We start from the raw sequence: 19,541 nt of genomic DNA on the forward strand, positions 1-19,541 counted from the left end.
AATTACACATTTATCTTGTATTGTTTAAGTCATGATATAATAAGAATGATATAGAAGGCAGGTGAATGAAATTGAAAAAGTTTGTCCCCCTTCTAGTTCTCTTAATCCTATTATTGGGTTCCTGCAGTGAAGACAAAATGGCCCTCCATCAGGTTAAGCAAACAGCTATAGAAGTTTATGAGCCCGTTCCTGCGGATTTTTATCCACGTAAATTAACTGTATTATCAGCAGGGGATTCCCTGACACAAGGTGTAGGTGACAGCACCGGGCAGGGCGGTTATCTGCCCTATTTAAAAACCATGCTTGAAAAAGAAAAAGGAATCAAAGAAGTGGATTTTTATAACTACGGTGTAAAAGGGAATCGTACTACTCAGCTGTTAAAGAGATTGAAATCTCCAGAAATGAAACCTGTATTACAAAAGGCAGACTTGGTCATCCTGACTATTGGCGGCAATGATTTAATGAAAGTGGTGAAGGATCATTTCTCAGATCTCCAGCTTTCGGATTTTACCGAGGGAAAAGAAATCTATCGGAGAAACTTAATCGAGATTATGGAAGAAATTTCTGAAGAAAATCCTAATGCCTCGATTGTGCTTGTGGGCTTATATAATCCTTTTTCCAAGTGGTTTTCCGATATTAAAGAGATGGATCAGATCGTCTCTGATTGGAATCAAACAGCTCAAGCAATCATGACCAATTATGGAAATGCCTATTTCGTCTCTATTGAGGATGTATTTTTGCACGCTAATGAAAATTTGTTATATACCGATAACTTTCATCCTAATGACAGAGGCTATGAGCTGATTGCTGAGAGGCTGAATGATACCTTGGAGGAGAAGGTTCTGCCTGATCTTGAAAAGAAGCCGTACGTGGTTAGTAATGAGGAGAATTAGACGGATATGAAAAATAAATGGAAAATGTCGTTCTTGATTTTAATGGGTATCAACCTTTTGACAGCAATTATTTTATTTTCCTTAATTGTGTCTCCAGCTTCCAGTCCTGATATTCCAGCCAAAAAAGGTTCAAATCGAGATTATGTATCTTTTCACGTCAAATCAAATAAATACGATTTAAACCGATTAATTAATCATTATTTGGAACAAGAAGTGGAAGATTCCCCCATTGATTATCGTGTAGTATTGAATGATGAAGTGGAATTGTACGGCATTCTCCCAGTTTTTAGCGATAAAATTAATATGAAACTGACATTTGAGCCAGAAGCTATAAAAAACGGGGATTTAGTCTTAAAGCAAAAATCAATGTCAATTGGTAGTTTGCGCGTACCCATTTCCTACGTCCTTTCGTTTATAAAAGAAAATTATAAACTGCCTCGTGGTGTGGAAATAAGACCGTCTGACAAACTTATATATGTTCATATGCAAGAGTTGAAATTGAAAAGTGATATGAAAATAGAAGCAGAGCAATTTGATTTAAAGAAAAACAAGATCTCTTTTACAATTTTAGTACCCGTAAAATAGGCGCCTTCAAAGCAGGGCGCCTTTTTCAATCGATGATCCTTACGATTTGAAGCTCAGGTGCCTCTTCTGATAATCCCACTAACAGAATGGTGTAGCTTTCATTGGCTTTAAAAAGCAGTTTAGGCATTGGGAGGATTACGTGTTTGGTTCCTGCGTTTCTGATCTCAAGATCAATGGTCATAGGGGTAAGGGCAAGATATTCAGTTGCTTGTTTATAGGACACATTTGGATATACAACATCTCTGTCCTTAACGGCTATATCAATGGAGGGGGTATCAGGTGATAAATGAATAAACCGGACCTTAGCTTCATTCATTGGAACAGATGGATGATTTTCAAAAATGAGCAGTCGCATTTTGGTAACTTGGTCAATTGTAGCTAAAGTATAGGAACCCCCTGATTCGACAGTGATTTTTTTATTTAACACACTGTCAACCATATTTCCGGCAGGATATAAATCAATATGATATTTGCCGGGCTTTAATGTAAGATCAGTGCTGACCTTTTTAAACGGCAGATCTTTAATGAGTTGTTGACCATTGACATAAACGTCAATATTAGGGGAATTATATGATGAATGCAGAATTCTGACAGTTGCATCACTCTGTGTTCGGGCGGTATTAAGCATAACTTCCATTGCTTTATTTATGTTGTGAAGGTGTTTAAGGTAGTAATGGATGTGATATTGCGGATTTGTGTATTTATAATACTGAGCAAGAGTATCGTATAGTGCAGCTCTTTGCAGATATTCTGTAGAGGTTCGTTTATCAGGCATCCAACCATCTCCTCTAATCTTTTACATACTACTTTATTCAAACAGAAATGGGGGAGTGTCAAAGTTTTATTCCAAAAGATATAATTTTTTCATTTTTTGTTTACAAATGGATATTATAAACATATACTAAAAACAAATAAGTTGGAAAGTGGGTGATGTGCAATGTTTATTCAGTCGAATAGAATTGTGAAGAAAAATTTTAGTATCTGCACAGCCCATAGTGTCTCTTTATAGAGATATTTGACGTTTATTCCTTCCTGCGAATAAAACCATGGGCTGTGTCTGCCCATGGTTTTTTATCTGTTATGGCATGAAAGCCAACTCAAATTATTTTCGCTGGAGGAATTAACATTGAACTTATTAACAATTGGATTAACGGAGAAGATCCATACCGATTTTGAACAATTAAAAACAGAAGATAATGCGATTCTAGGCAGGATCGCTCTCGAACATAAACAAATGTACCGTGTTTGGACAGAACATGGTGAACTATTATGCGAAGTATCTGGTAAATTCAACTATCAAGCCTTTAGCCGAGAGGATTACCCCGCTGTTGGCGACTGGGTAATCATTAAGCCAAGAATAGATGATGGCAAAGGAACCATAACTGGTATACTCCCTAGGAAAAGTAAATTTTCTAGAAAAACAGCTGGTTTGACAACAGAAGAACAAATCGTTGCCACTAACGTGGATACAGTCTTTTTGGTGAATTCTTTAAACGAAGACTTAAACCTCAGAAGAATGGAACGCTATCTATTATTAACCTGGGAAAGCGGTGCAAGCCCGGTCATTATTCTAAGTAAAGCTGATTTGTGTGGGAATGTGGCGGAGAAGGTGGCTGAAGTAGAAGCCATTGCTTACGGTGTTCCAGTCATACCAATTAGTGCAGAAACTCAGGAAGGTTTTCAACATTTGAATGCCTATTTACTTCCGGGGAAGACTATTGCATTACTGGGTTCATCAGGAGTTGGTAAATCCACCTTAACGAACCGTCTATTAGGTGTTGATAAGCAATTAGTAAAAGAAATTCGGCTTGATGATGATAAAGGTCGACATACCACCACACATCGGGAAATGATTTTGCTTCCAAATGGCAGTATTTTAATTGATACCCCAGGAATGAGAGAACTGCAGTTATGGGAAAGTGCAGATGGATTATCAGAAACATTCTCTGAAATTGAACAAATTTCCAAAGAATGCAGATTTAGGGATTGCGAGCACAATGATGAACCTGGCTGTGCCGTCTTGAAAGCCATAGAAGAAGGCAAAATTGATGTCAACCGACTATCAAGTTACAATAAACTGCAGCGCGAGTTAGCTTTTATTGAGCGGAAAACAGATAAGCGGGCTCAGGCTGAAGAAAAGAAAAAGTGGAAGAATATCCATAAGCAAATGAAACAACGAAAAATTCGATAAAGAAGTTGCCGAACCATTCTCATTGGTTCGGCTTTTTGCAATCTGATGGAGACTTTCTGTATACTCATATTAAACACAAAAAGGGGTGGGTAACATGGATCAGTCCTATCAGGTGGCAACGTTTGCCGGGGGATGCTTTTGGTGTATGGTGAAGCCTTTTGACCAGCAACCAGGCATCATCAACGTCATTTCAGGGTATACAGGGGGTACCGTTGAAAATCCGACCTATCAGCAGGTTTGTTCCGATTCAACAGGTCATTACGAAGCCGTGCAAATAACATACGATCCGGAAGTTTTTCCATACGAAAAGCTGCTTGAATTATTCTGGCAACAAATTGACCCAACGGATCCCGGGGGTCAATTTTATGACCGTGGACAATCTTATGAAACCGCGATTTTTTATCATAATGAGCAGCAGAAACAGCTAGCAGAAGATTCTAAGATGGCGTTGAAAGAGAGCGGCCGATTTAGTAAGCCAATCGTAACTCCTATTTTAGCGGCAAAAACCTTTTATCCTGCCGAAGAGTATCATCAGCAGTATTATAAAAAAAATCCAGTTCATTATGAGAGATATCATATCGGTTCCGGCCGGGCTGGGTTTATAAAAGAACATTGGGGGGATCAGAAAAAATGAAGGATCTAGAGAAATTAAAAAAGACTCTGTCGCCAATCCAATTTGAAGTGACGCAAAATAACGGGACAGAACCCCCGTTTCGTAATGAATTTTGGAATGAAACGAGAGAAGGCATTTACGTGGATTTTGTGTCAGGTAAGCCGCTGTTCAGTTCTCTGGATAAATTTGATGCAGGCTGTGGATGGCCAAGTTTCACCAAGCCAATCGAGGAAGAAGAAGTGCTGGAAAAATCCGACTACAGCCATTTTATGATTCGGACAGAAGTAAGAAGCAAAACGGCTGATTCACATTTGGGACATGTTTTCAATGATGGTCCTGCGCCAACTGGCCTCCGATATTGCATTAATTCTGCAGCGTTACGATTTATCCCAAAGGATCAGCTTGAAGAGGCAGGCTATGCAGAATTCATAAAACTATTTGAAGAAAAGTAAAAAGCCGCATTAGCGGCTTTTTAGCTTTGCTGTTGAAGTCATTCCTCCGGATAATACAAATTTCATTGCATCTTCAGGTTTTACATCCATCAATTCGACCTGTTCTTTTGGGATTAAGAAGGTAAATCCCGCCACCTGAAAGGTTTGCGGAATGTAGACTGCCACATGATCCTTTAGAGGACTATAGAAATCCTCCAATTGTTCGGAAGTAATAAAGCCGATACTTCGCATTTCCGTACCAGGTATCACTACTAACGCCACTTTTGAAAAAGATTTCTTTTCGCCTAAAAATGATTGTATCGTGTCCTTTATGACGGAATAAATGGTTTTTACGATCGGAATTTTATCTAAAATTCGATCAATGATTTTTATTAATTTACCTGTCACAAATTTTGTAGACATCCATCCTAACAAAGTTATTAACACAATTGTAGTTAATAATCCAATCCCCGGTATGTAATCATCCTTAAAATAAATTTTAAGAGTATTTCCTAAAAGACTGTCTAGAAAAATAAACGTTTTGTAGATTACATAAACTACAAGGATAATTGGAACGATCGTCAAGATCCCATTTATAAAGTTTTTCAAGATTGCTTTCAATTTTTTCTCACCTACATTTCATCCTGTCCTTAAAATAATATAGGCGATTGCACATACGGGTCAAGCATCTACTTCATAAAGTAACAGGGAAAGAAACATTCTTAGAGGAGTGAATGCGAATGTATTATGGTCATGGATATGGTATGGATGGCTGCTGCGGCGGCTACCCTGTAGGCGGTTATGGTTACGGAGGCTGCGGTTTTGGCTTTGGTTTTGGCGGATTTGCATTGATCGTCGTATTGTTCATTCTATTAATCATTATTGGCGCTAGCTGGGCATATTAATAATATGGCGTTAGGACGGCTGATTCTAAGAGAATCAGCCATTTTTTGTATTTTCAAACATAAACAAAAACACGAACAATGAGTAAATTATTTTATAAATAGTTCGTATTTAATGTTGACGAGTGGGGTGATGTCTGATATATTTACCAATGGTTAAAGAAATTCAAGACATGGGGGTTTTTGACAATGGATACGAGATATGATGTGATTGTAGTGGGTGCTGGCCCTGCAGGCATTTTTACCTGCTATGAACTAACGCTAAAATTGCCTAACGCAAAGGTATTATTAGTGGATAAAGGACATGATATTTATCGGAGAAATTGCCCCATTTTACAAAAGAAGATTGAAAAATGCCCACCGGCGTCCGGAAGAAAAGAATTTGCAGGCTGTTTGCCAGCTTGTTCGATTACCAATGGATTTGGTGGAGCTGGTGCTTATTCGGATGGAAAGTTTAATATTACAAGTGAATTCGGCGGCTGGATGACTGATTACCTTCCGGATTCTCAAGTAGTTGAATTAATACGCTATGTAGATGAAATTAATTTGCAGCACGGAGCAACCGAGAGCATTACCGATCCGTTAACAGATGCTGTTAAGGATATTGAACGCCGTGGCTATGCTGCCGGATTGAAGCTCCTGCGCGCCCAGGTCCGCCACCTCGGAACGGAGCAAAATCTGCAAATCTTGATGAGTATCTTTGAGTATTTAAAAGATAAAATTGATATGAGATTTAAATTAGAAGTAGAGGATTTAATAACAGAAAAATCAGCTGACGGATATGTCGTCAAAGGGATTAATATTAAGGGTGACCAACATGTTTATGCGGATAGGGTCGTCATTACACCCGGTCGTGATGGTTCAAAATGGTTGACAGATATTATGAAATCACGCCGCTTAAAAATGTCTAGTAATCAAGTGGATATTGGGGTCCGTGTGGAAACTTCGAATATCGTTATGCAGGAAATCAACGAACATTTATATGAAGGGAAGTTTGTGTTTAATACCTCAGTTGGTACAAGGGTTCGAACATTCTGCAGCAACCCTTCCGGCCACGTTGTGGTGGAGAACCACTCCGGGATCATGCTTGCAAACGGACACGCTTATAAAGATCCGAAGCTGGGAAGCCCGAATACAAACTTTGCCTTGCTGGTTTCACATAAGTTTTCAGAGCCGTTTGATAAGCCGAATGAATACGCTCATGAGATTTCCCGATTGGCCAATGTGTTATCAAACGGTGGATTGATTGTACAAAAATACGGTGACATTCTTAAGGGCCGCCGTTCTACTGAAAAAAGAATTCGTGAAGGGTTTATCGAGCCAACTTTAAAGGAAGCTGTACCAGGCGACTTGGGATTAGTTCTTCCCTATAACACTTTAAAGAGTTTGATTGAAATGACTGAGGCACTTAATCAAGTAACACCTGGACTTGCTTCTGAACATACCCTTTTTTATGGGGTAGAAGCAAAATTTTATTCCGCAAGACCAAAGCTAAATGAACGTTTTGAAACTGAAATTAATGGTCTCTATGTCGGTGGTGATGGGGCAGGGATCACACGAGGACTTGCACAGGCAAGTGCCTGCGGAGTCTGGATTGCCCGGGATATTATTGAGAAGCAAGCAGCAAAAGTAGGAAGAGAATCAGTTCAAGTTTAATGTACTTACCCTACCATACAGAGAAAGTAAAGTAACAGAACGATTACTATTATTATTAAAAAAACAGACATGAATGGTGTCTGTTTTTTTCTTTGCTTTAAACATTATTTCAATGAAAGAAACAAAATATCGAATCATACACTTTTAATAGGACTGACTTCATTACGTAAGGGAAGTGGTAAAGGTTGGAGCAATCGTATTTAATCAAACCAATGCTAGGCGAAGAATACCCGATGATTGATTATGGCAAAGGGGTCTATTTATACGATATAAATGGTAAAAAATATTTGGATGCTGCTTCCGGTGCTGTAACCGCAAATATTGGACATGGGGTAAAAGAAATTATTGAAGCTATGAATGAACAGGCTAACAAGATTTCGTTTATTTACAGGTCCCAGTTTACAAGCAAAGCAGCAGAGGAATTAGCAGCGGAAATTGCTCAATGGACTCCCGGTGACTTAAACTGGAGTTTTTTTGTAAACAGTGGTTCCGAAGCAACAGAAACAGCGATGAAAATGGCGATTCAATATTGGCAGGAACAAGGGATTTTTACAAAAACAAAGGTATTATCCAGGTGGGTCAGTTATCATGGCATCACTTTAGGGGCACTCTCTATGTCAGGACATTCCGGTAGAAGGGCACGTTTTGTCCCGCTTTTAGAGGAGTTTCCGGTCGTTCATCCCCCCTATTGTTATCGCTGTCCCTACAATCTTGAGGCACCTTCATGTCAATATTTATGTGCGAGAGAATTAGAGACAGCGATCAATCGAATTGGTGCGAATCAAATCGCTGCCTTTATCGCAGAACCGGTAATTGGGGCTGCAGGAGGTGCTATTGCACCGCCAAAAGACTATTTAAAAACAATTAAACAGATTTGTGATAGCTATCATATTCTGTTCATTGCTGATGAAGTGATGACTGGTTTTGGAAGGACTGGGACGATGCTAGCCTGTGAGCAGTGGGGGGTCGTTCCGGATATTGTTGCATTAGGAAAAGGAATGGGCGCAGGATATGCGCCAATTGCCGCAGCCGTGGCAAGTGAAAAAGTAATGGCCCCTATATTAGCAGGGTCACAATCCGTTATGAGCGGACATACATTAAGCGCCAACCCACAATCATGTGCCGTTTCCTTGGCAGTTCTCGAGTATCTGAAAAAAAACCAGATTTTAAAAGACGTAGAATCAAAAGGAGTTTATTTGAAAAACGAATTGAAAAAATTGAAGAACCAATTTTCCTTTATTGGAGATGTCCGGGGTAAAGGATTGATATTGGGAATTGAATTTGTGGAAAATCAGAAAACAAAAGCACCATTCCCAAGGAATTTGGGGGTGACCAGTAAAATGATTACCATCGCCAAAGAAAAGGGACTGCTTCTTTATCCGGCAGGAGCCGGCATAGACGGGGTGCATGGGGACGCGATTATTGTATCTCCTCCATTAACCATTACAACAAATGAAATGGTTGAATTGGTAAGTTTACTAAAACAAACCTTTACAGCCTTTTTAAATGAAATTTCGGAAAATGCAGGTGACAGTTAATGGAAAATTCATTTGGAAAAATCACAACAATAGAGGAAGTTATGAAATTTTTCCATAATGGAATGACTTTAATGTTTGGGGGTTTTGGAGGCGTTGGAACTCCACCAACGATTATCGATGCCATTCTTGAAAAAGGAGTGAACAATCTGACGCTGATTGGAAATGATACAGGATTCCCCGAAATTGGCATTGGTAAATTAGTAAGCCGCGGAAGAGCAGGAAAGGTGATTGCTTCTCATATTGGCTCGAATCCGTTTGCCGGAAAGTTTATGCATGAAGGGAGGCTGGATGTAGAGTTTTCACCACAGGGTATATTGGCGGAGCGAATACGTGCAGGAGGAGTAGGACTCCCTGCTATTCTATCAGATATTGGTTTAGATAATGAAATTGTTGCTATTAACAAACCTCGCTTTCAATTAAATGGGAAAGAATTCTTAGTGGAGACAGCCCTAACGGCTGAGGTTTCAATCGTTTTTGCAAAAGCATCAGATGAGTATGGAAATTTGATTTTTGACAAAAGTGCTCGTAACACGAATCCACTAGTTGCGATGGCTGGGGATATAACCATAGCCGAAGTGGAGGATATCGTCCCCCTTGGCAGTCTTGACCCTGAAGAAATTATAACTCCCGGGGTATTTGTAGATTATATCGTTCCCTCGAAAGGAGTAAATTGGAAATGGGCATGGGAGTAGATATTCGAAATATGTTAGCGAGACGCGCAGCAGAGGAAATCCAAAATGGAATGGTGGTCAACTTAGGTATTGGCATCCCTTCTCTTGTACCTAATCATCTTAATAAAGATATCCGTGTCATGTTTCATGCTGAGAATGGGATTACCGGAATGGGCCCCACACCGAGAAAAGGTGAGGAGGATGAAAACCTTTGTAATGCTGGAGGTTTTCCGGTCACTTTAAATCCTGGAGGTTCTTATTGTGATAGTGCCACTGCATTTGCGATGATTCGTAAAGGAAGAGTAAACATCACGATATTAGGTTCCCTGCAGGTCAGTGAAAAAGGGGATTTGGCCAATTGGATTGTCCCCGGTAAAAGGGTGCCTGGCATGGGCGGTGCCATGGAATTGGCCCAAAAGGCAAAGAAAGTAATTGTTTTAATGAATCATTGTGATAAAAATGGAATGCCAAAAATCGTTAAGAGATGTACCCTTCCTCTTACTTCCTCCTCATGCGTAGATCTCATCATAACCGAGTTGGCGGTTTTTAAAGTTATTGACAAAGGTTTACAATTAACAGAATTATTCTCGCCCTATGACCTGAACGAGGTAATCAAAAAGACTGAGTGTGAGTTTACCATTAGTGAAAATATTAGAAGAGTCTCGTATTAATCTGTTCTGAATATTTAAAGGGAGTGGTGGTATTTGATCAATCAAAAAGAACGAATCAAAACTTGGCTGAAGGGGAATCGAGCTAGAGGAGCAAGATTATTGCAAATTTTGGTGCGCGAGAATAGCACAAGAGGCAATGAAAGCGGTGCCCAAGCCGTTTTAATTGAAAAATGCCGTCAGCTGGGATTAACAATGGATATTTGGGAAATTGGCGGGGAAGAGTTAAAAAAACATGAGGCCTATTGCTGTGATCGCACCAGTTTCGATGGGAATCCAAATTTGGTTGCCATCTTAAAAGGTACAGGTAGCGGAAAATCTTTGATTTTAAACGGTCATATTGATGTAGTTCCAGTTGGTGACGAAAAAAGCTGGAAAGAGGATCCTTTTAGCGGTCATATAGAGTGCGGCAAATTATATGGCCGTGGTGCAACCGACATGAAGGGGGGCACCGTTGCCTTACTTATGGCAATGGAGTCAATTATTGCAACCGAAACTAAGCTTAAGGGTGATGTTATTTTTCAGAGTGTAATAGAAGAAGAAAGCGGTGGAGCAGGTACTTTGGCTGCAGTATTAAGAGGATACAAAGCAGACGGTGCCATCATTCCGGAACCAACAAACATGAAGGTCTTTCCGAAGCAGCAAGGCTCAATGTGGTTCCGAATTTCCGTAAAAGGAAAAGCTGCCCATGGTGGTACACGATATGAAGGGGTTAACGCGATTGAAAAATCACTAGCTGTTATCCAACGGCTGCAAAAATTAGAAAAAGACCGGAATGAACGTATAACAGACCCTTTTTACGATAATATTCCAATTCCCATTCCTATTAATATCGGAAAAATGAACAGCGGCGAGTGGCCATCCTCTGTCCCTGACACAGCGATTATTGAAGGGAGAATGGGGGTTGCACCGGAGGAAACAATCTCAGCAGCCCAATTAGAAATGGAAAATTGTCTGGCAGAGCTTAATCAGCACGATCCTTGGTTTCAGGACCATCCATTATCCATTGAGTGGTTTGGCGGCAGATGGCAGCCAGGCAGTTTGAATGAGGAACATCCTTTGGTTACCGAACTCTCCGCTAGTTATAAAGAGATTAAAGGGCAGCATCCAGTTATAGAAGCTAGTCCTTGGGGAACGGATGGAGGAATTCTATCGAACTTTGGCCATACCCCTGCGGTTATTTTTGGACCGGGTATTACAGAGGTTGCCCACGACGCCAATGAACATATCCATCTAGAAGATATGTTTTTAGCAAGTGAAATTATTGCCTTAACTATATTAAATTGGTGTGGGGTACAGGAAGAAATCTAGGCTTCTGTAAAATCGTACAAAAAGTAAATCTAGAAAAATAGTGAAAATTCAAGTAATATTTTATTAAGAATAGTTATTTTAGTAAAAATGTCTGGCTTTCCCCGGGCCAGGCATTTTTTCGAATAAAAGGGAGTGACCTCGATGAATCAATTGGCAACTACTGTTTATATAGACGAGAGCAGCTATTATCTTGAGGTTTGTCTGGACCCATTTAACAAACGGATTAGAGTGGATGACTACCGTGGAAATCTAAAACAATTGCTGAGTAAGGTCGAGGAATTGGTCCATGAGCATCAAGCAGAAAAATTAATAATAAAAGGGCGCAAGGAGGACACCATTCCTTTTTTCGAGTTTGGTCTTCAGCCTGAAGGAGTGATTGATCGTTATTTTCACGGATCTGATGCCTATTTACTCACAAAATATTATACAACTGAACGAAAGAAAAACGATCATTGGGTTACCGAAGATGGTATGATTCACAGTATTTATCAGTTAAATGTTAATTCTCAAAAATCATTGCCACCAAAGGAATATGAGTTACGGAAAGTAAATGAAAGCTGCGCAGACGATCTTTCTACTTTGTATAAACACGTTTTTCAAATTTATCCAACCCCGTTACATGACCCGGCATATATAAAAAAGACCATGAAGGAAGGAACGATTTATTACGGTTATTATTATAAGGGAAAAATCGTTAGTGCTGCATCTGCGGAGTTGAATTTATTTTATAAAAATGCCGAGTTAACCGATTGTGCAACGCTAACGGAACATCGGAAATACGGGTTGATGAAATTGATCCTAATGGAACTGGAAAAGGAATTAAAACAAAAGGGGATCTATTGTGCCTATTCGATTGCCCGTGCATTATCGTTTGGGATGAATGCCGTGTTATTCCAATTGGGCTTTGCTTATCGGGGCAGGTTAATGAATAATGTCTATATTTATGACAAGCTTGAAAACATGAATATGTGGGTGAAAGATTTGGCAAGCTGCTAGGTATTTGGCTTTGCGTGCTGAAAATTAGGCACTGATTCATGTTGATGGGAATGGGGGGCAGACATGGTCCAATTAACTGCGTTAACGCAAGAAGTATTAACGGCAATTTTAAAAAGTATCGATGAAGGTATTCATGTTGTGAATATAGATGGAAAAACCATTTTTTATAATGAAGTGGCTGCAAGACATGATGGGATGGAAGTGAATGAGGTATTAGGAAAGCACCTATTTGAAGCCTTTCCTTCCCTTACAAAAGAATCCAGCACTTTATTGAAGGTGATTAAGTCGGGGAAGCCGATTTTTAACCAAACCCAGGAGTACGTTAATCTACATGGCTCGAGGATTGATACCATCAACACGACCTTGCCCATTTTTGTAGGGGAAGAAATCATTGGGGCTGTGGAGATTGCCAAGGATTATTCACGAATGAAAATTCTTTCGGAACGACTGCTTGATTTGCAAAGGGGATTAAATAAAACGGGCAGAAAAAAGACAACCAGACAAGTAAACTATACATTAAACGATCTTAAGACCATCCATCCTCTTTTTTTAAAATTAAAGGACGAAGCAAGGAAGCTGGCAAAATCAGATTCTCCGATTCTCGTATATGGTGAGAGCGGTACCGGTAAAGAGCTATTTGTCCAAGGAATTCATCATGAATCGTTACGAGCAAATGGCCCGTTTATTGCGCAGAATTGTGCGGCAATCCCGGAAACATTGCTGGAGAGTATCCTGTTTGGTACTTCAAAGGGAAGTTATACAGGTGCAGTTGATCGCAAAGGTTTATTTGAGCTGGCCGACGGCGGTACCCTTTTTTTGGATGAATTACATACGATGCCCATTGAGCTTCAGGCCAAATTGCTTAGAGTTTTGGAAGATGGCATGGTGAGAAGGGTGGGGAGCTCGGAAAATATTTTGGTGAACGTCAGAGTGATTGCCGCGATGAATGTCCATCCAAGCAAAGCTCTTCAAAATCAGAACTTGCGCTCCGATCTTTATTACCGTTTAAACGTATTTACTTTTTCCCTTCTTCCATTAAGAGAGAGGAAGGAGGATATCCTGTTTTTAACGGAATATTTTCTAAAAGAATTTAATAAAAAATTGCACAAAAACATTCATCAATTAGATCCAGAGTTGAAGCTGTTTCTCGAAGAATATCCTTGGCCTGGAAATGTCCGAGAATTAAAGCATACGTTGGAGTATATGATGAATGTGTGTGAAGGATCCAGTTTAACTTGCACAGATTTGCCATTCATGCTGCAGCAGCAAAGGCCAGTCATAAAGAAAGTTGAAAATAAGGAATGCATGTCATTAAGAAAAAATATCGACGATTTAGAAAAACGGTTAATTATCGATGCGATGAATCAATGTAATGGGAATGTCAAACATGCGGCCAAGCTGTTGGAAATTCCCAGACAAACTCTGCAATACAAATTGAAAAAGGTAGCCATTGAATGTGCCGAGTAATCGGCACGTTTTTTATTCTCATAAATAATGAATGCCTTAACAAAAGGGCTGTTACTCCTTTTAGCGTTGGCACGTTCCTTGCATATTATTTAGTAAAGCATATGTAGGAGGAATGGTGCATGAAACAATTTTTATATAAGCCAGCGAGGTATTGGAAAGATATTGAACTATGGAAAGACGTGACGGAAGAGCAATGGAATGATTGGCTATGGCAACTAACGAATACCATTCGCACATTAGATGATTTGAAAAAGGTCATTCATTTGACGCCTGATGAAGAGGAGGGCGTTCGCATTTCAACCAAAACCATCCCGCTAAATATTACTCCTTATTATGCTTCACTCATGAATCCAGATGATCCGCGCTGTCCGATTCGCATGCAGTCTGTTCCAATCTCCAAGGAAATTTATAAAACGAAATATGATTTAGAAGATCCGCTTCATGAGGATGAAGATTCACCAGTCTCAGGGTTGACGCACCGCTATCCCGATCGTGTGCTGTTTTTGGTAACCAATCAGTGCTCGATGTATTGCCGCTATTGTACTAGACGACGCTTTTCCGGACAAATCGGAATGGGAGTCCCGAAGAAACAACTCGATGCTGCCATCTCCTATATTCGCCAAACACCACAAGTAAGAGATGTGTTAATATCCGGTGGTGACGGCCTGTTAATCAACGATAATATTTTGGAATATATCTTGAAAAACTTACGTGAAATTGATCATGTGGAAATAATTCGGATCGGTACAAGAGCTCCAGTAGTATTTCCGCAAAGGATTACCGAAAATCTTTGCAATATCCTGAAAAAATATCACCCCGTTTGGCTGAATACCCATTTCAACACTTCCATTGAAATCACCGAGGATTCTAAAAAAGCTTGTGAAATGCTCGCAAATGCCGGGGTACCTGTCGGGAACCAATCGGTCATTCTTGCCGGAATTAATGACAGTGTGCCGATTATGAAGCGCTTAATGCACGACCTCGTAAAAATTCGTGTCCGCCCTTACTACATTTATCAATGTGATTTATCAGAAGGGATTGGTCATTTCCGTGCTCCTGTCTCAAAAGGGTTGGAAATCATTGAGGGACTTCGCGGGCACACTAGCGGCTATGCTGTGCCAACCTTTGTCGTCGATGCTCCTGGCGGTGGCGGAAAAATTGCCCTGCAGCCCAATTATTTAATCTCTCAAAGTGCTGAAAAGGTTGTACTACGCAATTTTGAAGGGGTTATTACCTCCTATCCAGAGCCGGAAAATTACGTTCCGGGAAGAGCTGAGGGTTATTTTAAGGAAGTATATCCGGATATGGATGAGAAAAAATCGCTAATAGGTATCGCCGGCATCATGAACGATGAGCATTTCAATTTGATTCCTGAAGGGTTGTCACGATTAAATCGAAGAAATCAATATAATCAGGATCCATCTCATTCTACACTTAAAGATAAACGTGGCAAACGCGATGAAATGAAGGAAAAGAAATACCAGGCCATGGTGCAAAAAGATAGTCCATCTACAGAAAAATCTGAAGCCAACTCCGTAAACGAGTAGGAGGGATTTTGTTGAAAGAAATTTGTGAATGGTGCCAGGCACCAAATGCCGAAATGATCTCCGGTTCAGTTTATTGGGAATTGCCAGATGGAACAAGAGCAATTGAAATAACCGATGCTCCCACGATCACCTGTCCCGATTGTCAAATGGTGTATCAAAAAGAAACGATTGTGAAAGAAATCGAGGATCAATTATTTTTAATAGATTGTAAAAAGGTAGGCAAAACGATTACCTTTGAAGAATTAATGACCATACCTCGTTTATTAAAACGAAACTATTTTGATTTTTCCTGATAAATAAAGCAGCCTTTGGGCTGCTTTTGTTTTGAAAGACAAAACTTGGTATGGTGTTATGGGAACTGTCTTTCATTGGTGTGATGAAAGACAGAACTTGGTCGAGCCAAAAAGGAACTGTCTTTCACCGGTATGATGAAAGACAAAATGAGGTCGAGCCAAAAAGGAACTGTCTATCATCGGTATGATGAAAGACAAAATGAGGTCGAGCATAAATAGAACTGTCCTTCATCGGTGTGATGAAAGACAAAATGGGGTCGAGCCAAAAAGGAACTGTCTATCATCGGTGTGATGAAAGACAAAATGGGGTCGAACCAAAAAGGAACTGTCTTTCATTGGTGTGATGAAAGACAAAATGGGATCGATCCAAAAAGGAACAGTCCTTCATCGGGGTGATGAAAGACAAAATGAGGTCAAGCCAAAAAGGAACAGTCCTTCATCGGGGTGATGAACAACGAAACTTGTAGGTTTAATGAAAACAGGCTGCCATTTGTTTTATGAGGAAAACTAGACGAATAATGGAGAATCCTTTATAGTATTCGGTAATATGACGGAAAGTAGGTAACAATTGATGATCAAATCATTCTATCATTTTTTAATGAAATATCGTCATCCAAATCCAAAGGACTCTATTAGTCGTTTTGCTAATCACGCTTACATGGATCATGGGTTTCCGAAGCATTCATATGAATATGATGAACTAAGCTCCTATCTTGAACTGAATGGTCATTATTTGGAATCCATGGCTATTTTTGATGACGCATGGCAGCAATACCAGAATGCAGAAAAAAAGAAACAATATAAATGAAAATCGCCTAGATTGGGGCGATTTTTTCATTTTCTAAAAGCCATTCGCTTTTGAAAAAGATCCCGCATATACTATTGTAAACAAACTTCAAGAAGTACAATTGAGAGGATGGGAGGAAATGGCGAGGAGAAAAAAACCAAAATATGTGATTGGCGATACAGTCGTGATTACCATATATGGAACAGTTGGTAAAATTACAGATGTTATGTTTCTAATTTTATTCGTTATAAAAAAATGAAAAATTTGAATATATATAACATATGGAGTGGAACGAAAAAATGGCATTGGCTGCAATATACTTGCGTTTATCAAGAAATGAGGAGCAATTGAATATTGAAGAAATTTTAACAAGTCATCGAAATGCTCTAGTTAAACTGGCCAACCAACATAAATTAACTTTTGACATATATCAAGAAATATCGAGTGGTGTTAATACTCAACGACCGGAAATGAATAATTTACTTAAAAAGTTAGATGAATACGATTATCTTTTAGTAATGGATATAGACCGGATCTCCCGTGACAATGCATATGCTGAACAGGTCAAAACGATGTTGATCGCTCACGATATTAAAATATTGACACCTCAAGGGGCTATTGATCTTACTCAAGAAAGTAATGAAATGCTATATTCATTCCAAGCAATGTTAGCAAACTTTGAATATAAACAAATTCGTAAGCGTTTGGGTAGAGGGCGTTTGGCCGCCGCTGAGCAAGGTAGGTGGACAATGAGTAATAAGGAACCATTGGGTTATGAGAAAGACGAAAATCAACGTCTAGTCATTGTTGAAGAGGAAGCAAAAATAATCAGGCACATATTTGAAAAAACGTTAGAACGGGTTAGCGCGAATGAAATCGCCAAACAATTAGATACACTGGGGTGGAGAAGCAGGAGTGGCAAAGTTTTAACAACATCACATATTTCAGCAGCAAGAAGAAATGTTGTTTATTATGGGGTGGTCAAAGCTTGTAGAAGAGTTAATGGAAGAGTAATTGATGAAGTATTTGTTGAAAATGCTCACGAACCAATTATTCCAAAGCCACAATGGTTAGAAGTTCAGAAAATACTGGATGAAAATACAATGGGTAATTTTTTTAATAAAAAGAAAGCAACACGAAGACTGCAAAACCTTATTCATTGTAACTGTTGTGGAAGAAAACGATACATTCAAGTGGATGGGGCAGCGAATGATTTTATAAAATCTTGTTTTTATAAAATAAGTAATAATACTTGTAGAGATAAAGGGCACAAGTATCTCCCGGTAGAAGATTACGTAATAAAAAAGATAAAAGAAAAAAAAGAAGACTTTAAAAATTCATTAGAAAAATTAAAAACCCTTGATACAATGGATGAAGAAAAGAAGTTGACATACCAAAAAAAATCAATGGTAAAGCAGTTTGAAAGGTTTGAAAAGAGGCAAAGAAATTTAACCATCATGAGGGCGGATGGAGAAATAAGCAAGAGTGAGTTTCTGGAATTGAGCGATGAAAACGAGAGACAAATCAAACAAGTGGTTCAACAGATTGAATTCATCGATCTTCAATTAGAAAACTTGAATCAATCTGATAAAGAACAACAACGTTTAGAACAAATAATTGAAATGTTAACTAGGATTGAGACACTCGAACCAGAAGATTGTAATACTTTCCTAAAAACATTTATAAAGAAAATCTGGTTTTCGACGAACGAAATAGCAAATCATAATACAAAAAAAGTATCTTCTGAAGTCACGATTGAAATTGAATGGCTATAAATAAAACTCATTTGTATTTGAAATGACAGACACATATGAAAGTCTGAGACTATCAAAATTTATTGCGTAATTCTTATTCAATTAACGATGTAAGTTACTTGAAGAGGGGGAAGATATATGGACTATTATCTTGTTATATTTTTTTGTTTTGCTATTACACTTCATAATATCGAAGAAGCAATATGGTTGCCTAAATGGTCACAGCAATCTTCAAGGTTTCAAAAGCCAGTTTCTTCAAGTGAATTCCTTTTTGCTGTTATTTTTATAACTATTTTGGCTTATTTATCTGCATTTAGTTTTTTGTATATGCCAGAATTAGATTTTGCGAAATGGATGTTTATTGGATTTTTAGGTTCAATGATTTTAAATGCTATTTTTCCGCACCTTATTGCGACCATATTGATGAAAAAGTATGCACCAGGACTTCTCACTGGTTTATTACTTAACCTTCCAATAAATTCATTAGTTATCTATCAAATGTTTTCAAAGAATATAATTATATGGAAAGAGTTAATCATATCAACATTTGTAGTAGGAATTATTTTATTGGCACTTATTCCTTTTTTGTTTAAAGTGGGTGGCAAAATAACTCCTTCTTAATAGGTTGATTGAGGATTAAAAACTTTATTGAAATAGGCAAAATATTTATGTTTTTTGAAAATTACTTTGACAGCTCGTGTTTCTAATGCTATTATGACTATTAAATTCAGAACATTATAAACTATTAAAACTCTTATGAAGAGAGGTGGAGGGACTGGCCCTGTGAAGCCCGGCAACCATTCAACAATTTTGTTGAAAAGGTGCTAATTCCTGCAAAGCATTTTGCTTTGACAAATAAGAGAGGATTCCATAAGTGATGAAGACCTCTCTATTTTCAAATAGAGGGGTCTTATGTCTTTTTCTAATTTAAAATTAAATATCAGATGCATAGGTGCTGTGAGTATGATCTACACAGCTTAAAAGGGAAGACCGGTGAAATTCCGGCACGGTCCCGCCACTGTAATGGGGAGCGACTTATCATGAACCACTGTTTCATAGTTTGAAATGGGAAGGGATAAGAAGCGATGAACCAAAGTCAGGAGACCTGCCTGTTGTATGCTCTTGTACTCTACGGATGTATAGGGAGGAGTGATGAATACGTGTTGAGAAAACCAGATGGTCTCAACTCTAGTTAGCTATGCGTATAAATCTCTCTTTTCTAATTGAAAAGAGAGATT

The 19,541-nt window shown here is 38.8% G+C and carries 20 protein-coding genes and 2 riboswitches; of the genes, 18 read left to right on the forward strand and 2 right to left on the reverse strand.

What is annotated here, in order from left to right; all coding sequences use genetic code 11:
• The first annotated feature begins 65 nt into the window (after positions 1-65).
• Together ACI3K6_RS01005 and ACI3K6_RS01010 are read left to right on the forward strand one after the other, a co-directional pair.
• Entirely contained in the window at positions 66-893 is an 828-nt protein-coding gene (locus tag ACI3K6_RS01005) for an SGNH/GDSL hydrolase family protein (protein ID WP_335480064.1), read from the forward strand.
• A 6-nt stretch (positions 894-899) separates the two neighbouring features.
• On the forward strand, positions 900-1,478 hold the full coding sequence (locus ACI3K6_RS01010) for a YpmS family protein (RefSeq protein WP_435553337.1): 579 nt from the start codon (positions 900-902) through the stop codon (positions 1,476-1,478).
• A 25-nt stretch (positions 1,479-1,503) separates the two neighbouring features.
• Here ACI3K6_RS01010 and ACI3K6_RS01015 read toward each other — a convergent pair whose 3' ends face one another.
• Positions 1,504-2,253, reverse strand: a complete 750-nt coding sequence (locus tag ACI3K6_RS01015; protein WP_435553338.1) for a DUF4397 domain-containing protein — start codon at positions 2,251-2,253, stop codon at positions 1,504-1,506.
• Positions 2,254-2,604: 351 nt separating this feature from the next.
• Between ACI3K6_RS01015 and rsgA the strand changes: the two genes are divergently transcribed.
• The 3 genes from rsgA (at position 2,605) to msrB (ending at position 4,734) form a co-directional block, all read left to right on the forward strand.
• Entirely contained in the window at positions 2,605-3,669 is a 1,065-nt protein-coding gene (gene rsgA / locus ACI3K6_RS01020) for a ribosome small subunit-dependent GTPase A (protein WP_435553339.1), read from the forward strand.
• 94 nt (positions 3,670-3,763) lie between these two features.
• Positions 3,764-4,303, forward strand: coding sequence for a peptide-methionine (S)-S-oxide reductase MsrA (msrA, locus tag ACI3K6_RS01025; RefSeq protein WP_435553340.1), 540 nt, complete (start codon positions 3,764-3,766; stop codon positions 4,301-4,303).
• Positions 4,300-4,734: a peptide-methionine (R)-S-oxide reductase MsrB gene (msrB, locus tag ACI3K6_RS01030; protein WP_435553341.1), complete on the forward strand. Its 435-nt coding sequence runs from the start codon at positions 4,300-4,302 to the stop codon at positions 4,732-4,734. The genes msrA and msrB overlap by 4 nt, the downstream gene beginning before the upstream one ends.
• A gap of 9 nt (positions 4,735-4,743) precedes the next feature.
• Here msrB and ACI3K6_RS01035 read toward each other — a convergent pair whose 3' ends face one another.
• A complete protein-coding gene (locus ACI3K6_RS01035; RefSeq protein WP_335480112.1) occupies positions 4,744-5,334 on the reverse strand; it encodes a DUF502 domain-containing protein in 591 nt (196 codons plus the stop codon).
• 119 nt (positions 5,335-5,453) lie between these two features.
• On the opposite strand from ACI3K6_RS01035, the gene ACI3K6_RS01040 reads away from it, so the two are divergent.
• The 13 genes from ACI3K6_RS01040 to ACI3K6_RS01100 all read left to right on the forward strand — a co-directional run bounded on the left by ACI3K6_RS01040 (position 5,454) and on the right by ACI3K6_RS01100 (position 18,924).
• Positions 5,454-5,618, forward strand: a complete 165-nt coding sequence (locus ACI3K6_RS01040; RefSeq protein ID WP_435553343.1) for a YjcZ family sporulation protein — start codon at positions 5,454-5,456, stop codon at positions 5,616-5,618.
• 186 nt (positions 5,619-5,804) lie between these two features.
• On the forward strand, positions 5,805-7,271 hold the full coding sequence (locus ACI3K6_RS01045) for an NAD(P)/FAD-dependent oxidoreductase (protein ID WP_435553344.1): 1,467 nt from the start codon (positions 5,805-5,807) through the stop codon (positions 7,269-7,271).
• Between the two features lie 185 nt (positions 7,272-7,456).
• Complete coding sequence (locus ACI3K6_RS01050; RefSeq protein ID WP_435553345.1) at positions 7,457-8,809, forward strand: aspartate aminotransferase family protein; 1,353 nt, start codon at positions 7,457-7,459, stop codon at positions 8,807-8,809.
• Positions 8,809-9,501 (forward strand): CoA transferase subunit A, encoded by a 693-nt coding sequence (locus tag ACI3K6_RS01055; RefSeq protein ID WP_435553346.1) that lies wholly within the window; start codon positions 8,809-8,811, stop codon positions 9,499-9,501. Before ACI3K6_RS01050 ends, ACI3K6_RS01055 begins: the two co-directional genes overlap by 1 nt.
• Positions 9,486-10,151, forward strand: a complete 666-nt coding sequence (locus ACI3K6_RS01060; protein WP_435553347.1) for a 3-oxoacid CoA-transferase subunit B — start codon at positions 9,486-9,488, stop codon at positions 10,149-10,151. Before ACI3K6_RS01055 ends, ACI3K6_RS01060 begins: the two co-directional genes overlap by 16 nt.
• Positions 10,152-10,184: 33 nt before the next feature.
• A complete protein-coding gene (locus tag ACI3K6_RS01065) occupies positions 10,185-11,459 on the forward strand; it encodes a peptidase (protein WP_435553348.1) in 1,275 nt (424 codons plus the stop codon).
• A gap of 141 nt (positions 11,460-11,600) precedes the next feature.
• Positions 11,601-12,455, forward strand: coding sequence for a putative beta-lysine N-acetyltransferase (ablB, locus tag ACI3K6_RS01070; RefSeq protein WP_435553349.1), 855 nt, complete (start codon positions 11,601-11,603; stop codon positions 12,453-12,455).
• 63 nt (positions 12,456-12,518) lie between these two features.
• Positions 12,519-13,922 carry a sigma-54 interaction domain-containing protein gene (locus ACI3K6_RS01075; protein WP_435553350.1) on the forward strand — a complete coding sequence of 468 codons (1,404 nt, stop codon included), beginning with the start codon at positions 12,519-12,521 and terminating at the stop codon, positions 13,920-13,922.
• A gap of 119 nt (positions 13,923-14,041) precedes the next feature.
• Positions 14,042-15,469 (forward strand): lysine 2,3-aminomutase, encoded by a 1,428-nt coding sequence (gene kamA, locus ACI3K6_RS01080; RefSeq protein WP_335480091.1) that lies wholly within the window; start codon positions 14,042-14,044, stop codon positions 15,467-15,469.
• Between the two features lie 11 nt (positions 15,470-15,480).
• On the forward strand, positions 15,481-15,762 hold the full coding sequence (locus ACI3K6_RS01085; RefSeq protein ID WP_435553351.1) for a YokU family protein: 282 nt from the start codon (positions 15,481-15,483) through the stop codon (positions 15,760-15,762).
• A 574-nt stretch (positions 15,763-16,336) separates the two neighbouring features.
• Positions 16,337-16,570 (forward strand): YozE family protein, encoded by a 234-nt coding sequence (locus ACI3K6_RS01090; RefSeq protein WP_435553848.1) that lies wholly within the window; start codon positions 16,337-16,339, stop codon positions 16,568-16,570.
• Positions 16,571-16,848: 278 nt separating this feature from the next.
• Positions 16,849-18,324 carry a recombinase family protein gene (locus ACI3K6_RS01095; RefSeq protein WP_435553352.1) on the forward strand — a complete coding sequence of 492 codons (1,476 nt, stop codon included), beginning with the start codon at positions 16,849-16,851 and terminating at the stop codon, positions 18,322-18,324.
• 117 nt (positions 18,325-18,441) lie between these two features.
• On the forward strand, positions 18,442-18,924 hold the full coding sequence (locus tag ACI3K6_RS01100) for an HXXEE domain-containing protein (RefSeq protein ID WP_435553353.1): 483 nt from the start codon (positions 18,442-18,444) through the stop codon (positions 18,922-18,924).
• 130 nt (positions 18,925-19,054) lie between these two features.
• Positions 19,055-19,165, forward strand: a riboswitch (SAM riboswitch).
• 71 nt (positions 19,166-19,236) lie between these two features.
• A riboswitch (cobalamin riboswitch) is annotated at positions 19,237-19,429 on the forward strand.
• The last annotated feature ends 112 nt before the right edge of the window (positions 19,430-19,541 follow it).

The organism is Neobacillus solisequens, assembly GCF_051233465.1.
In the GTDB taxonomy this organism is placed as follows: domain Bacteria; phylum Bacillota; class Bacilli; order Bacillales; family Cytobacillaceae; genus Neobacillus.